Annotated in this window: 13 protein-coding genes; 8 read left to right on the top strand and 5 right to left on the bottom strand. The window is 50.0% G+C overall.

Annotated features, from left to right (window positions below; all coding sequences use genetic code 11):
* The first annotated feature begins 9 nt into the window (after positions 1–9).
* The 8 genes from KXJ70_RS05440 (at position 10) to mutT (ending at position 9970) form a co-directional block, all read left to right on the top strand.
* Positions 10–957: a D-alanine--D-alanine ligase gene (locus tag KXJ70_RS05440; RefSeq protein ID WP_255558196.1), complete on the top strand. Its 948-nt coding sequence runs from the start codon at positions 10–12 to the stop codon at positions 955–957.
* The gene (locus KXJ70_RS05435; RefSeq protein WP_219042422.1) at positions 957–1739 is read left to right on the top strand and encodes a cell division protein FtsQ/DivIB; all 783 of its coding nucleotides are present in this window, start codon (positions 957–959) and stop codon (positions 1737–1739) included. Before KXJ70_RS05440 ends, KXJ70_RS05435 begins: the two co-directional genes overlap by 1 nt.
* Before the next feature lie 66 nt (positions 1740–1805).
* The gene (gene ftsA, locus KXJ70_RS05430) at positions 1806–3035 is read left to right on the top strand and encodes a cell division protein FtsA (protein WP_103683629.1); all 1230 of its coding nucleotides are present in this window, start codon (positions 1806–1808) and stop codon (positions 3033–3035) included.
* Between the two features lie 60 nt (positions 3036–3095).
* Positions 3096–4253, top strand: coding sequence for a cell division protein FtsZ (ftsZ, locus tag KXJ70_RS05425; protein WP_219042421.1), 1158 nt, complete (start codon positions 3096–3098; stop codon positions 4251–4253).
* A gap of 108 nt (positions 4254–4361) precedes the next feature.
* Positions 4362–5273, top strand: a complete 912-nt coding sequence (gene lpxC, locus KXJ70_RS05420; protein WP_219043090.1) for a UDP-3-O-acyl-N-acetylglucosamine deacetylase — start codon at positions 4362–4364, stop codon at positions 5271–5273.
* 336 nt (positions 5274–5609) lie between these two features.
* Positions 5610–8342, top strand: a complete 2733-nt coding sequence (secA, locus tag KXJ70_RS05415) for a preprotein translocase subunit SecA (protein ID WP_255558195.1) — start codon at positions 5610–5612, stop codon at positions 8340–8342.
* A gap of 13 nt (positions 8343–8355) precedes the next feature.
* A complete protein-coding gene (argJ, locus tag KXJ70_RS05410) occupies positions 8356–9576 on the top strand; it encodes a bifunctional glutamate N-acetyltransferase/amino-acid acetyltransferase ArgJ (RefSeq protein WP_219042420.1) in 1221 nt (406 codons plus the stop codon).
* The gene (gene mutT, locus KXJ70_RS05405; RefSeq protein WP_219042419.1) at positions 9557–9970 is read left to right on the top strand and encodes an 8-oxo-dGTP diphosphatase MutT; all 414 of its coding nucleotides are present in this window, start codon (positions 9557–9559) and stop codon (positions 9968–9970) included. Before argJ ends, mutT begins: the two co-directional genes overlap by 20 nt.
* Before the next feature lie 517 nt (positions 9971–10487).
* Here the strand turns inward: mutT and KXJ70_RS05400 are convergent.
* From KXJ70_RS05400 to pilB, 5 genes are all read right to left on the bottom strand, one after another.
* A complete protein-coding gene (locus tag KXJ70_RS05400) occupies positions 10488–10697 on the bottom strand; it encodes a DNA gyrase inhibitor YacG (protein ID WP_219042418.1) in 210 nt (69 codons plus the stop codon).
* Positions 10697–11302 (bottom strand): dephospho-CoA kinase, encoded by a 606-nt coding sequence (gene coaE, locus KXJ70_RS05395; protein WP_219042417.1) that lies wholly within the window; start codon positions 11300–11302, stop codon positions 10697–10699. Before coaE ends, KXJ70_RS05400 begins: the two co-directional genes overlap by 1 nt.
* 172 nt (positions 11303–11474) lie before the next feature.
* On the bottom strand, positions 11475–12359 hold the full coding sequence (locus tag KXJ70_RS05390) for a prepilin peptidase (RefSeq protein WP_219042416.1): 885 nt from the start codon (positions 12357–12359) through the stop codon (positions 11475–11477).
* Between the two features lie 46 nt (positions 12360–12405).
* A complete protein-coding gene (locus tag KXJ70_RS05385) occupies positions 12406–13620 on the bottom strand; it encodes a type II secretion system F family protein (RefSeq protein WP_255558194.1) in 1215 nt (404 codons plus the stop codon).
* A 2-nt stretch (positions 13621–13622) separates the two neighbouring features.
* Positions 13623–15344 carry a type IV-A pilus assembly ATPase PilB gene (gene pilB, locus KXJ70_RS05380; RefSeq protein ID WP_219042415.1) on the bottom strand — a complete coding sequence of 574 codons (1722 nt, stop codon included), beginning with the start codon at positions 15342–15344 and terminating at the stop codon, positions 13623–13625.
* Positions 15345–15385: the final 41 nt, after the last annotated feature.

The raw sequence follows: 15385 nt of genomic DNA, 5'->3' as shown, positions 1-15385 counted from the left end.
GTATTACTGATGAGCGATATGACGGTAGCGGAAATTAATAAAGCCATTGGCGGCAAGCTTGCGGTCCTGTTTGGCGGACATTCGGCCGAGCGTGAAATTTCGTTAAAAAGCGGTGCCGCAGTGACGGCGGCGTTTCAACGCCAGGGGATTGCAGTTGAGGCCATCGATGTTGCTGATCGCGGATGGATGCAGCGTGTGGAGGCAGATTTCAGTCATACGTTTATTGCGCTGCATGGTCCCGGAGGGGAAGACGGCACGGTGCAAGGTGCATTGGAGTGCTTGGGCGTGACATACACCGGTAGCGGCGTAATGGCCTCTGCGCTGGCGATGGATAAGTTTCGCTGCAAATTGTTGTGGTTGGGTATGGGCTTGTCCACACCTAAGTTTATTGAGCTAACCGCGGCCAGCGATTGGGCGGCGATCATTGCCGACTTGGGTTCGGTGATAGTCAAGCCGGCTTGCGAAGGTTCAAGTATCGGCATGTCGCGCGCAGCCAGCGCTGAAGAATTACAGAGCGCTTGGCAGAACGCGCAGGCTTATGGGCGTGTATTCGCTGAGCAGTGGGTGGTGGGCAGTGAGTTCACAGTAGCCATTTTAAATGGCGTGGCCTTGCCTGCAATAAAGCTGGAAACCGATGCGGCATTTTATGATTTCAACGCCAAGTATTTGTCGAATGATACGCGTTACTTGTGTCCCTGCGGATTGAGTGCGAGCGACGAGTTGGAGCTTAGCGAATTGGCGCTAGCTGCCTTCACTAGCTTGGGCTGTGAAGGTTGGGGACGGGTTGATGTGATGCGCGATAGTGATGGTCGCTTCTATTTGCTGGAAGTGAATACTGTGCCGGGTATGACTGATCACAGTTTGGTGCCGATGGCGGCCAAACAGGCTGGCTTAGATTTTGAACAACTGGTGCGGGCAATTTTGCTAGCTAGCATCGATGAGGGTGAGTTGGGCTAATGAAGCTTGTCAGCGTTAAGCATAATCGCTTTAAACGCAGCAAGCCGGAGCGCGGTGAGCGTAAAGCGATATCGCGGGAATGGGGGCGAATTTTTAATCGCTTGCTGCTGCTGGCGGCAGTGATGGGGTTTATATACGGCGTGGAGCGCCTGGGCAGTCAGTTGGAATCTATCCCAGTTGATCGCGTGGTGTTTGCAGGTGATTTCCGCCACGTCAGCCGCGATGTGCTGGTGGATAGGGTGACCAGTCATTTGGCGGTGGGTTATATCGGTTTGGATCTGGAGGGTATTCAGAGTGAGCTGGAACAAGAGCCTTGGGTGTATAGAGCAATTGTGGAGCGAGTTTGGCCGCGAGAGCTAAAGATTACGATTGTTGAGGAGACGCCGATTGCCGCTTGGGGTAATGGCGGTTTACTGAATCATCGGGGCAAGATTTTTTTGCCAACAAAGGGAATGCGTAGCGATGTGGATTTGCCATTGCTGAGCGGTCCAGACGGCAGTGCAATAGAAATTATGCGTCAGTACCGTTTGATGAGTCAGTTGTTGGGTGATGAAAATTTGGTACTGCAGCGTTTGCAAATGAATGATCGCGGTGCCTGGACTGCCACCTTAAATGGTGGTGCGGTATTGGTTTTAGGACGGCAGGGACCATTGGAAAAATTGCGTCGCTTTATGTGGGTTTACAAGCAGCAATTGGCTGCAGATTTTGAACGCTTAAAGCGGGTAGATACCCGTTACATCAATGGTTTGGCCGTGTCGTGGCACGAGTTGGAAGGTAGTTAAAGTAAATGGCTAAAGTAAGTGCGTTGCCGGTGCGGGACGGATCGCTAAATTGGGAGAAGCAAAGCAATGGCTAGTTCACATGCAAGCCGGATGATAGTCGGTCTGGATATTGGCACCTCGAAGGTGGTGGCTATCGTTGGGTCGATGAACGAAGACGGCAAGCTGGAAATTGTCGGCATTGGTTCGCATCCATCGCGAGGCCTTAAAAAAGGTGTGGTGGTTAATATCGAGTCGACGGTGCACTCCATTCAGCGCGCGATTGAAGAGGCGGAGCTGATGGCGGGCTGCGAGATTCACAGCGTTTACGTTGGTATCGCGGGCAACCATATACGCAGTTTGAATTCCCACGGCATTGTGGCAATTCGCGACCGCGAAGTGTTCCAGCTTGATCTCGACCGGGTTATTGATGCAGCGCAAGCCGTGGCGATTCCAGCGGATCAAAAAGTACTGCATATCCTGCCGCAGGAATTTGTCATCGACGAGCAAGAGGGCATTAAAGAACCGTTGGGGATGTCGGGTGTGCGCCTTGAGGCGAAAGTGCACTTGGTGACCTGTGCGGTGAACGCGGTTCAGAATATTGAGAAATGTATTCGGCGCTGCGGCCTCGAAGTTGAGGACGTCATTCTTGAGCAGCTGGCATCAAGCTACGCCGTGCTGACGGATGATGAAAAAGAACTTGGTGTATGTCTGGTAGATATTGGCGGTGGAACCACCGACATCGCGATCTTTACCGACGGCGCGATTCGTCATACCGGTGTTATACCGATTGCGGGTGACCAGGTCACTAATGACATCGCCATGGCCTTGCGTACCCCGACCCAGTACGCCGAAGAAATCAAAATCAAATATGCTTGCGCACTAACGCAACTCGCGGGCGAGGGTGAAATGATCAAGGTGCCCAGTGTGGGCGATCGCGCTCCGCGTGAGCTTTCTCGCCAAGCACTTGCCGAGGTAGTCGAGCCCCGCTACGACGAACTCTTCACCTTGATTCAGGCGGAATTGCGCCGCAGCGGTTACGAAGATCTTTGCGCCGCGGGCATCGTGTTAACTGGTGGCACCTCAAAAATGGAAGGTGTTGTCGAGCTGGCGGAAGAGATTTTCCATATGCCAGTTCGTATCGGGGTTCCGCAAGACGCGCGTGGCTTAACCGATATTGTACGCAACCCCATATACGCAACGGGTGTCGGTTTACTGCATTACGGTATTAAACACCAGGCTGAACACGGCGGGCGCGGTCGCGTTCGCAGCGGTGGCTTTTTGGCGAATTTAAAACAGTGGATTCAAAACAATTTTTAACGATGTGATAGGCGGTCGCGTTGGCAGCGCGATTGATTATGCAAAAAGGGAGAAAAAACCATGTTTGAGCTAGTAGATAACGTTCCTCAGAACGCAGTAATAAAAGTAGTAGGTGTTGGTGGCGGTGGAGGCAATGCTGTGAAGCATATGATTGCCTGTAACGTTGATGGTGTGGATTTTATCTGCGCCAATACCGATGCGCAGGCACTGACCAATGTGTCTTCTAAAACAGTGCTGCAATTAGGCACAACCATTACCAAGGGCTTGGGTGCAGGTGCGAATCCAGAAATTGGCCGTCAGTCAGCGATGGAAGATCGCGACCGTATCGCCGAGGCGCTGCAAGGTGCTGATATGGTATTCATCACTGCCGGTATGGGCGGCGGCACGGGTACCGGCGCGGCGCCAGTAGTTGCGCAAGTAGCAAAAGAGCTGGGTATTCTGACTGTGGCAGTCGTTACCAAGCCGTTCCCGTTTGAGGGCAAGAAGCGCATGGCGGTGGCACTGGAAGGTATGAAGGAGTTGCGTCAACACGTGGATTCCTTGATCACTATTCCGAACGAAAAGTTGCTGCCGGTTTTGGGTAAAAACACCAGTTTGCTCGATGCGTTTAAAGCCGCCAACGATGTATTGTTGGGTGCAGTACAGGGCATTGCCGATCTCATTATTCGCCCAGGTATGATTAACGTCGATTTCGCTGACGTACGTACCGTCATGTCTGAGATGGGTATGGCGATGATGGGCAGCGGTGTTGCCACCGGCGAAAATCGCGCTCGCGAAGCAGCAGAAGCCGCTATACGCAGTCCATTGCTCGAAGATGTGAATTTGCAAGGGGCGCGCGGGATTTTGGTTAATATTACCGCAGGTCTAGATCTATCCCTAGGCGAGTTTAACGATGTCGGGGATACTATCGAGGAGTTTGCTTCCGAGAACGCGACAGTCGTGGTCGGAACTGTAATTGATCCCGATATGGTCGATGAATTACGCGTCACAGTGGTGGCAACAGGCCTGGATGGATTGGGTCAAGAAGCACCGCTTAAAGTTGTTGAGTCTCGACCTGTAGAAGCTCGCTCAACCGACTACCGTAAGCTTGATCGACCAACAGTAATGCGCAATAACCAGCAGGCGGCGGTTGCGCGAGATGTGGCTCCGGCGCCGATGGCAGATAAGGACATGGAATACTTGGATATTCCTGCGTTTCTGCGGCGTCAAGCCGATTAACCAGCTGTAGCCGGTACAGCAGGGCGAAGTGCCAGCGATTTATCGCTAGCACATTAGTAGCGTCGTCTCTGCAAATGTAGCCGTCCGGCCCATAGAGTGAGTATGAACATGATTAAACAACGCACCTTGCGCAACACCATCCGTGCCACCGGAATTGGTTTGCATACGGGGGAAAAGGTCTACCTGACGCTGAAGCCAGCGCCGGTTGATACCGGTGTGATTTTCCGTCGCACCGACTTGAATCCCGTTGTTGAAATCCATGCTCGCGCTGAAAATGTGGGTGATACAACGCTTTCCACCACGTTAATGAACGGTGACGTGAGAGTGTCGACGGTAGAACATTTGCTTTCTGCAATGGCTGGTTTGGGTATTGATAATGCTTATGTTGAAGTCAGTTCGTCGGAAGTGCCTATTATGGATGGCAGTGCGGGGCCTTTTGTATTTCTCATCCAGTCCGCTGGGATTGAGGAGCAAAATGCACCTAAGAAATTCATCCGTATCAAGCGTCCGGTAACAGTGAAGGATGGCGATAAAGTCGCGAGTTTCCTCCCTTTTGACGGCTTTAAAGTCTCTTTCACTATCGACTTTGATCATCCGGTCTTCAAAGACCGGACTGGTCATGCCGAGTTAGACTTCTCCAGCACCTCGTTTGTTAAAGAAGTGAGTCGGGCGCGGACCTTTGGGTTTATGCACGAGATTGAATACCTGCGCTCGAAAGGTTTGGCGCAGGGCGGCAGTGTTGACAACGCGATTGTTGTTGACGAATACCGCATTCTTAACGAAGACGGTCTTCGTTATGAAGATGAGTTTGTAAAGCATAAGGTCTTAGATGCCATCGGTGATTTATATCTGCTGGGCACGAGTCTTATCGGCGAGTTTAAAGCGCACAAGTCGGGACACGGCTTGAATAATGTGTCGCTACGCGCCCTTATTAAAGATACCGATGCGTGGGAATGGGTAACATTTGAAGACCCCGCCGACGCGCCAATTAGCTACATGGCGCCAGCTGCTGTCGCCTAGTTTTCCCTCCTCCATGCTTAGTCTGGCGTCGGTCTAAGCATGGTAATATTGTCTCATCTATGCGATATTGCGCCTCGGTGTTACGGTATAGCTTACTTCCAGCCTGCAGGTAACAAGCGCGATCTTTGGCGTTGATTCTTTTGGATATTAAGTCCGGAGCCGTCATCATATTTTCATTCGGACAATGTAGCTTGGTGCGGTTTTTGCGGGCTGTATAATTTAATGCGTAGCTTGGAACTGAGTTTAGTGTCTGAGCTGACGATATTTAGAATGTCGACAATCTGCAAGCGCCATCAAAGATAGGGATATAATCCCGGGAACAGTAACGAATTCATCATGATTACAGCAGTAGTTAAGAAAGTTTTTGGTAGTAAAAATGACCGCGAACTCAAGCGGATGCGCAAGGTGGTGGCCAAGGTCAACGCCTTTGAAGAGGGCTTAACCACCCTAGATGATGCGTCTCTTGCGGCGAAAACCAGTGAGTTCAAGCAGCGCTTAAGCAGTGGTGAAACCCTAGATCAGATACTGCCTGAAGCCTTTGCTGTTTGTCGTGAAGCGAGCCGCCGAGTGATGGGAATGCGCCACTTTGACGTGCAGCTTATCGGTGGCATCAGCCTACATGAAGGCACTATTGCAGAGATGCGCACCGGTGAAGGTAAAACCCTTGTGGCTACCTTGGCGGTTTATCTAAATGCCCTGGAAGGCAATGGCGTATTTGTGGTAACCGTCAACGATTACCTCGCGCAGCGCGATGCGAACTGGATGCGCCCTCTTTATGAATTTTTAGGTTTAAGTGTTGGAATTATTCGCTCAGGCCAAGAGTCCGAGCAAAAGCGAGCGGCCTACCAAGCAGACATCACCTACGGCACCAACAACGAATTCGGCTTCGACTACCTGCGCGATAACATGGCGTTTGCCATTAGCGATCGCTTTCAGCGCAGTTTGAATTACGCCATTATTGATGAAGTCGACTCGATCCTTATCGATGAGGCGCGTACCCCGCTTATTATTTCTGGTCCCGCCGAAGATAGTTCCAAGTTATACAAGCAAATTAACCTGTTTATTCCGTCACTCATTCCCGCTGAAATGGATGAAGCCGGAAAACCCTCTGACGAAGGTCACTACACCGTCGATGAAAAAATGCGCCAGGTGGAATTAACCGAGCACGGCCATCAGCTCGTCGAAGACATGCTTGTGCAGGCGAAATTGCTGGACGAGGGCGACAGCCTTTATGCGGCAGGAAACTTGAATTTACTTCATCATGTGAATTCGGCATTGCGCGCCCATGTTTTATTCCATAACAACGTCGAATACATTATTCAGAATGATCAGGTTGTGCTGATTGATGAGCACACTGGCCGGACGATGGCGGGCCGCCGTTTATCAGAAGGTCTCCATCAAGCGATTGAAGCAAAAGAAGGTGTTACGGTTCAGGCCGAGAGCCAAACGCTGGCATCAACAACCTTCCAGAACTACTTCCGTCAGTTCGAAAAACTAGCGGGTATGACCGGCACCGCAGATACGGAAGCGTTTGAATTCCGTCAGATTTACGGCTTGGATGTCGTGGTGATTCCCACTAATAAGCCGAGTGCCCGTCGAGACTCTAATGATTTGGTGTACTTGACCAAAGAAGAGAAATACGACGCGATTGTTGAAGATGTTAAGGGTGTTGTTGAAAGTGGTGCCCCAATTCTGGTTGGTACAGCCTCTATCGAGACCTCTGAGGAAATGTCTCAGCGCTTCCAAAAAGCCGGCATTCAGCACAAAGTCCTCAACGCAAAATACCACGAACAAGAAGCGGAAATCATTGCCCAGGCTGGACGCCCTGGCGTGGTAACCATTGCGACGAACATGGCGGGGCGCGGTACTGACATCGTGCTCGGCGGTAATGTTGATGTTGAAATAGCTCAGTTAGAAAATCCATCTGATGGGATGATCAACGAGCTTCGCGAAGCGTGGAAAATTCGTCACGAAAAAGTCATGCAAGCAGGCGGACTGCACATCGTTGGTACCGAGCGTCACGAGTCACGCCGGATAGATAACCAGTTGCGCGGACGTGCTGGTCGTCAGGGCGACCCCGGTGCATCGCGTTTCTACCTGTCTCTAGAAGACAGCCTGATGCGTATATTCGCCTCTGATCGCGTGCGCGGCATTATGCAGGCGCTGGGATTAGAGAAGGGCGAAGCCATAGAACACCGTATGGTTTCAAATGCAATTGAAAAAGCGCAGCGCAAAGTTGAAGGTCGTAACTTCGATATGCGTAAGCAGTTGCTTGAATACGATGATGTAGCCAACGACCAGCGCCAAATTATTTATCAGCAGCGCAACGAACTGCTAGAAGCTGACGACATTAGCGAAATGCTCAAAGCTATTCGTGCCGATGTGGTCGGTGATGTTGTTAGCGAATATATACCGCCGCAAACCCTCGAAGAACAGTGGGATATCAGTGGGCTTGAACATCGTCTAGAGTCTGAGTTTGAGGTAAAGCTGCCTATTCAGCAGTGGCTGGATGAAGATCGTTCCGTGAATGAGTCGGTCATCCACGAGCGTGTTTACGAGGCGGTGGATCTCGCCTATGAATCTAAGTGTGCTTTGGTTGGCGCCGATATGCGCAAGATAGAGCGACATATTTTTCTGCAGGTCTTAGACACGTTGTGGAAAGAGCACTTGGCGACTATGGATCACCTGCGTCATGGTATTCATTTGCGCGCTTTTGCACAGAAGAATCCGAAGCAAGAATACAAGCGTGAAGCGTTTACATTGTTCCAACAAATGCTCGAAACGCTTAAGCATGATGTGGTTCGATTCTTATCGCATTTACGCTTACAGCAAGATGAAAACTCCGAGGCTTTAGAGCAGCAGCGCCGAGAAGAGCAAGCGAAGCGGGCGATGGAGTTTCAACATGCTGAATCTAGCGGCTTAAGTGTCGAAGAAGATGTCAGCGAACCAGCGCAGGAAGCTGCGCAGCCAGAAACCTTTGTGCGTGAGGCACCTAAAGTGGGACGCAACGAGCCATGCCCCTGTGGTTCCGGCAAAAAATACAAACAATGTCATGGCAAATTAGACTGAGGAAGACACCAGCATGGCGGTAGGTTCGGGTGATTTGGGTACATTGCATTCAGTCGATGGCGTGCGCATAGGGGTAGCAAGTGCCGGCATTAAAAAGGCAGGGCGCATAGATACCGTTGTTTTCGAGTTAGCCGAAGGCAGTTCCGTTGCTGGCGTATTCACACTTAATGCGTTCTGCGCGGCCCCCGTTACGGTTGCTAAAAAGCACCTTGCTGCAGATTCACCACGCTATTTATTGATCAACACTGGCAATGCCAACGCCGGTACCGGAGCAATCGGTATGGCAGACGCGCACGCCTCTTGTGCAGAGTTAGCGGAACACGTAGGTGTTGCTCCAGAGCAGATCTTACCTTTTTCTACTGGCGTTATTGGCGAAAAACTTCCCCTCGATAAACTTGTTGCCGCCATGCCCGCCGCAGTGACCGCGCTATCGGCAGATGCGTGGGAGCGGGCCGCCAACGGTATTATGACTACCGATACCCGCCCTAAAGCGACCTCAAGAAAAATAGAGATCGACGGTCGTACCATCACTGTCACCGGTATATCCAAAGGGGCCGGTATGATTAAGCCTAATATGGCCACCATGCTAGGCTACGTTGCAACGGATGCCGCTATTGCGCCAGATGTATTGCAGGCGATGTTAGATGTCGCTGCAGATGCGTCGTTCAACCGCATTACTATCGACGGCGATACCTCAACAAACGACTCCTGTGTTTTGGTCGCAACAGGCAAGGCAGGCGGTGAATTATTGTCAGCATCGGAAGGTCAAACTTTCGAAAAGCTGCAAGCTGCTTTCAACGAAGTCTTTCTTGAACTGGCCCATGCCATTGTGCGCGACGGTGAAGGTGCTACCAAATTCGTCGCGGTAGAAGTGGCTGGTGCCAAGGACGTGTCAGAGTCGCTGAAGGTCGCCTATGCAGTAGCAGAGTCACCTCTAGTGAAAACAGCGCTATTTGCCAGCGACCCGAATTGGGGGCGTATATTGGCAGCGATTGGCCGTGCCGGTGTCGAAGCCTTGGATGTATCGATTTTAACAGTACACCTCGACGACGTGTTAATTACCGAACACGGCGGCCGTGCGGCAAGCTATACCGAAGCGGCGGGCGCGGCGGTCATGAAGCAGTCCGAAATCACAATTCGTATTAATTTGAATCGCGGCCAGCATACCGAGACCGTGTGGACGACAGATTTCTCCTACGACTACGTCAAAATCAATGCCGAATACCGCAGCTAATAAACAGATACACGTTGCGGTAGGGGTAATCTATAACTCCCAAGGGCAGATACTTATCGCTCGTCGTCACGACGACGCACACCAAGGCGGCTTGTGGGAATTTCCCGGTGGCAAAGTTGAGCAAGGTGAAACAGTCTGTGATGCTCTAGCTCGCGAGTTGCGCGAAGAGCTAGGAATCGTTGTCACCCCTTCGAGCTGCACCGCGTTACTAGAAATACGTCATGACTACACAGATAAAGTGGTATTGCTAGACGTGTGGGCGGTGTCAGGTTTTGAAGGCGAGCCAATCGGAAAGGAAGGTCAACCACTGCGCTGGGTGAAGCCGAGCACACTTCGTGAATACGAATTTCCAGCTGCTAATGTAGCAATTATCGACGTAATACAATCAGCGTAAAAGAGCCTGTAGCTTGGCGTAGAGCAGAGCGAAACCCAACATGAGTGTGGCGCAACCTAACAATCGGAGTACGCCTCCACATCAATGTTGGGTTTCGTTCCTCTACCCAACCTACGTGCCTGAAGCCTGAAGTACGTCATTCCGCGGCTCTATAAAATGACGTCACCTCCGACCCCGGCCGGGGACGCAAATGGGCGAAGCGAAAGCCTTTATATAACACACCATGTCATCCCCGATCAGGGATCTAAATGGGCGAAGCGAACACCTTTATATAACACACCACGTCATCCCCGACCCCGATCGGGGATCCAGTGTGAGCGTCAGCGAATGCCTTTAGCGTCGGACGCCAGGCGTCTGACTTCTGACGTAACGGCGGAGTGCTACAAAGCCCGAAGTTATGGATCCTCAATCGAGTTGAGGATGATGGCGGTGGTGCGCTGAGAATGACGCCACTACTCCACGTCATCCACGACCCCGATCGGGGATCCAGTGTGAGCGTCAGCGAATGTCCTTTTTTCTAATAATTACCTTCCAAATCTTCGCTAAAAACATCCTCTAAGGGCTGTCCTGGAATAGCGTGATCCTCATTCGCCCATGCGACAAGATCATTATTCTTACATCGGGCTGAGCAAAAAGGGCGGAATTCATTGCGGGTATCCCAAACCTGTTCTGTGCCGCAGTTTGGGCACGCCACCACTGTCGTGGGCTTCTTGCTTGCGTTGGCCATTAATTCGCTCCCGCTAGTTCTAAAAATTGTTGGTGAAGCCGGGTGATTTGTCGGTCTAGATCAGTAAACCCTGAGGTGTTGTCGATGACGTCTGTGGCGGCGGATAATCTTTCATCGCGTGTTGCTTGGCTCGCTATAATGCGCTCAACCTGCTCTTGTTCGTTACTGTCTCGTGTCATTGTGCGGGTCAATTGTACTGACTCGGGCACATCGACCACGACCAAGCGCTGGCAAAAGCTTTGCTGATTACTCTCGACGAGTAGCGGCGAGACATAAATACCGTAGGTGCTTTGAATCCCGTCAAGCTGTTTGAGTGTCTCATCTGCAATGAGTGGGTGAAGAAGGGACTCAAGCCAGGTTTTTGCATTGGCGTCGGCAAAAATGGTTTGCCTAAGCGCTGCCCGATTGAGTTGCCCGTCTTCTTGAATTAGATCATTGCCAAAATGCGACGCGATTTTTGCCAGTGCTTCGGTACCCGGCTCAACAACTTCTCGCGCAATCACATCGGCATCGACGATACCAATACCAAGTTTAGCAAAGCGATCAGAAACGGCGGTTTTGCCACTGCCAATACCGCCGGTTAAACCTACTATTAAATTACTCATATTTGGTTTCGGTCATATTTAAATTTAGCTTTTTAATGAATTATGGATCCTGGGGATTCCTGAGTAATGTCGCTAGCTAAGGAAGTTTAGACGTCTTCGGGGCGGAGTAAATGAGTATTCCGAGCACCGCAGACGTTCAAAATACAGAGCGCAGTAATTAGTCAGTAATTCCTCAGCGTAGGCCGGCGAAACCCAGGTAACCGTCAATGATGGCATCGCCCCAAAAAACAGCAATCCAGCCTGCGCCGGCCAAGTACGGCCCAAACGGCATTGGCGTCGACGTTGACTTGCGATTTAGCGCCAGGATAAGTCCGCCGCATACGGCGCCAACAACGGATGATAATAAAATGATCAGCGGCAGATACTGCCAACCGAGCCAAGCTCCTAGTGCGGCGAGTAATTTAAAATCGCCGTAACCCATGCCTTCTTTGCCGGTGACTATTTTAAAGAGCCAGAAGACGCTCCATAAAATCATATACCCAGCCATTGCACCCCACAGCGCATCGGTAATAGGGATATGTCCAAATATGCTGTTATACAGCAGTCCTAGCCACAGTAGTGGCAGGGTGATTTGATCCGGCAATAACTGATGATCGATATCGATGACGGTAAGAATTAATAGCAGCCAGCTAAATAAAATAATCGCAAACGCGTAAGGAGTAATGCCAAAAATCAGCAGCGGCATAATACTGATCAGCGCTGTGATAACTTCAATAAGTGGGTAGCGGAGACTAATACTAACTTTACAATTCGCGCAGCGCCCGCGCAGTACAGCGTAGCTTATCACAGGGATATTTTGCCAAGCTTTAATTGGCGCATTGCAGGATGGACAGTGAGAATTGGGGATCGCTAAATTAAATTCAGTGGCTGGCGCCGGTGGAGTAGAAGGCTCTCCGTCATTCAATAAATACTCACATTCCTCCCGCCAGTTAGCTTCCATCATTTTCGGGAGGCGGTATATGACAACGTTGAAGAAGCTGCCGATCAATAATCCGAAAATACCAATTGTTGTAATGGTAAATGCTGGGGCGCTTGCGAGAGCCTCAAAAAATGTCATAAATAAAGTCTACTGTGATGTTTGGTGTGCGCTCTTCGCGCATCGGCTACACGGCGGAACCAAGCATGAATATGGGTAAGTACATCGCGATCATTAATCCACCAACTAACACGCCGAGTATCGACATGATGAATGGCTCAAGCAAGGACGTCAGTGTGTCTACTGCGTTATCTACGGCCTCCTCATAATGCGTCGCGACTTTGTCCAACATGTCGTCTAAAGAGCCTGATTCTTCACCGATCGACACCATTTGTAGCAGCATGCTTGGGAAAAGGTTTGTGAATTTGATCGATGAGTACAAGGTTTGCCCAGTTGTAACATCATCCCTAATTTGAATGATCGCTTTTGAGTAAACGGCATTCCCGGCTGCGCCAGCTACAGAGTTTAGCGCATCGACAAGTGGAACACCTGCTCCGAAAGTAGTTGCAAGGGTTCTAGAAAACCGAGCAATAACGGAATTGTAAACAATATCGCCAATAACTGGGATTTTAAGCATTATTTTATCTACCCAGTCAGCAAAAGCTTTTGACTTTTCTTTTGCCTTTGAAAAGCTAAAAAATGCAGCAATTGATACGCCGAGCACAATATACCAATAGGCTTGCATCCATTCTGACATGGCAACTACCATTTTTGTGAAAGCGGGAAGATCCGAGCCGAAACTTTCAAATGTTGACGCAAATTGAGGTACAACTTTTATTAGTAGAATTGTGGTAACGATAACGGCGACAACGATAACGGCAATTGGATACGTAAGAGCTTTCTTAATTTTGGCCTTGAGTGCTTCGGTCTTTTCTTTATATGTGGCAACCCTATCTAACATGATTTCCAGCGTACCGGATTGCTCTCCGGAGGCGACTAAGCTGCAAAATAGTTCGTCAAAATACTTCGGGTGCTTTGCACAGGCTGCCGCAAATCCGCCACCGGAGGCGACTTCATTTTTAATATCTACGACTAATTCTTGCATCGTCTGGTTTTCGACACCTTCCGCAACGATGTCAAAACTTTGAACTAAAGGAACCCCAGCTTTAAGCATCGTAGCCATCTGGCGGACAAAAATAGCAACATCTGCGGGCTTGATAGGTTTTTTACTGCTAAATAGAGGCTTAGGTTTGCGCTTAACATTTTTAGCAGCAATGCCTTGTTTACGTAGGTGTGCTTTTACCAAGGCGCTAGATGCAGCTGTAAGCTCGCCTCGTGTTTTGCGGCCCTGCTTATCTACGCCCTGCCAAATAAAAACCTGTGTTTTGGATGCTGTTGCCATTATTAATCCTTGGTCACTCGGTTTACTTCTTCAAGGCTGGTTACGCCCTGCGCGCACTTCTTTAGCGCTGATTGCCGTAAATTTGGAAATCCTTCCTTTTGCGCCTGTGCGGCAATTTCAAGCGAATTGCCGTTTTCCATAATAATACGAGAAATATCGGGAGTGATACGAACTACTTCGTAAATCCCTACCCGGCCTTTATACCCATTATTGCAGCGCTCGCAGCCTACTGGATGCATGATTGTTGCCTTTTCCAGTTGTTCTGCGGTAAACCCTTCTTCTATTAAGGTGTGCTGTGGCACATCTAGCGGAATGGCACACTCCTTACATAAACGTCGCGCTAAGCGCTGGGCAATGATCAGGCTAACTGATGTTGCCACGTTGAAAGCCGGTACGCCCATATTCAATAGGCGCGTTAAGGTCTCTGAGGCGCTATTGGTGTGAAGTGTAGATAACACCAAGTGACCTGTCTGGGCCGCTTTAATGGCAATTTCGGCCGTTTCCAAATCACGAATCTCACCGACCATGATAATGTCAGGGTCTTGGCGCAAGAAAGAGCGCAGCGCTTCAGGGAAGCCGAGGCCAACTTTGGCATTTACGTGTACTTGGTTAATACCTTCTAGGTTAATCTCTACCGGATCTTCAGCAGTGGAGATATTACGCTCAGGGGTATTAAGGATGTTAAGGCCCGTATAGAGAGAAACCGTTTTACCCGAGCCGGTAGGCCCAGTAACCAGAATCATGCCCTGCGGCTGATTCAAGGTTTTCATATACATGTCTTTTTGGCTTGGCTCATAACCTAGAGCATCAATGCCCATTTGCGCCGAGCTTGGGTCAAGTATCCGTAGTACAACCTTTTCTCCCCAAAGTGTCGGCAGAGTGTTAACCCGAAAGTCGATGGCGCGGGTTTTAGATAGCTTCATTTTGATCCGGCCGTCTTGCGGCACTCGCCGCTCGGAAATGTCCATCTGAGACATAACCTTTAAGCGAGCGGCAAGGCGATATCCTAATGATGCAGGTGGTCGCGCTACTTCCTGTAAGATACCGTCGGTACGAAAACGCACGCGGTAAATCTTTTCATAAGGTTCAAAATGAATATCTGAAGCGCCACCGCGTATTGCATCTATAAGAACTTTGTTTACAAATTTAACCACCGGCGCTTCGTCGGCACCCTTGAGCTCAACTTCGCCACCGCCGCCGTCTTCGTCAACGGCTTCAATATCGAGATTTTCAAGACTGATGTCGTCCATATCGCCAAGGCTGTCGGCGAGGGATTCCTCTTGGGCAGAAAGGTATTTGTCGATAGCGGCATTGAGCGCCGCTTCCTCGACAATAATTGGTTCAGTCGTTAGGCCGGTATGAAACTTGATTTGGTCTAAAGCGTGGATATTGGTTGGGTCGGACATGCCAATAAACAGACGCTTACCACGCTTCCAAAGCGGTAGTGTGCGGTGAAGCTTAATTAGCTTGTTATCAATAATTTTTTGCGGGGCGAGTTCAGTGGTGTAAGAACGCAAATCTATAAACGGAATGCCAAACTCGTCTGCGGCTATCTCTGCTATTTTCACGCCATCGGCAAGTTGCTTGCTCACCAAATAAGACACTAAGCTCTTTTTGTCTTTTTGGGCGGTTTCCTGTGCCTTGCGAACGGTATCTTCATCAAGAATTTCGTCGTAAACAAGGCGTCTCGCTAGACCGTTTAAGGGAGTGACTGGGCTATTCATCGCATCGCTTTGTGGTTAAAAAATGTAATGAAAACAGTATA

It is taken from the genome of Zhongshania aquimaris, from assembly GCF_019312595.1.
GTDB classification, from domain to species: domain Bacteria; phylum Pseudomonadota; class Gammaproteobacteria; order Pseudomonadales; family Spongiibacteraceae; genus Spongiibacter; species Spongiibacter aquimaris.
This window is presented reverse-complemented; position numbering and strand designations above follow the sequence as displayed.

Bases quoted from the DNA above. Each gene is read 5' to 3' on its own strand.
- KXJ70_RS05385 (WP_255558194.1), bottom strand. From the start codon at position 13,620: ATGGCAACAGCATCCAAAACACAGGTTTTTATTTGGCAGGGCGTAGAT.
- ftsZ (WP_219042421.1), top strand. From the start codon at position 3,096: ATGTTTGAGCTAGTAGATAACGTTCCTCAGAACGCAGTAATAAAAGTA.
- lpxC (WP_219043090.1), top strand. From the start codon at position 4,362: ATGATTAAACAACGCACCTTGCGCAACACCATCCGTGCCACCGGAATT.
- secA (WP_255558195.1), top strand. From the start codon at position 5,610: ATGATTACAGCAGTAGTTAAGAAAGTTTTTGGTAGTAAAAATGACCGC.
- ftsA (WP_103683629.1), top strand. From the start codon at position 1,806: ATGGCTAGTTCACATGCAAGCCGGATGATAGTCGGTCTGGATATTGGC.
- argJ (WP_219042420.1), top strand. From the start codon at position 8,356: ATGGCGGTAGGTTCGGGTGATTTGGGTACATTGCATTCAGTCGATGGC.
- mutT (WP_219042419.1), top strand. From the start codon at position 9,557: ATGCCGAATACCGCAGCTAATAAACAGATACACGTTGCGGTAGGGGTA.
- pilB (WP_219042415.1), bottom strand. From the start codon at position 15,344: ATGAATAGCCCAGTCACTCCCTTAAACGGTCTAGCGAGACGCCTTGTT.
- KXJ70_RS05440 (WP_255558196.1), top strand. From the start codon at position 10: ATGAGCGATATGACGGTAGCGGAAATTAATAAAGCCATTGGCGGCAAG.
- KXJ70_RS05435 (WP_219042422.1), top strand. From the start codon at position 957: ATGAAGCTTGTCAGCGTTAAGCATAATCGCTTTAAACGCAGCAAGCCG.
- KXJ70_RS05390 (WP_219042416.1), bottom strand. From the start codon at position 12,359: ATGACATTTTTTGAGGCTCTCGCAAGCGCCCCAGCATTTACCATTACA.
- coaE (WP_219042417.1), bottom strand. From the start codon at position 11,302: ATGAGTAATTTAATAGTAGGTTTAACCGGCGGTATTGGCAGTGGCAAA.
- KXJ70_RS05400 (WP_219042418.1), bottom strand. From the start codon at position 10,697: ATGGCCAACGCAAGCAAGAAGCCCACGACAGTGGTGGCGTGCCCAAAC.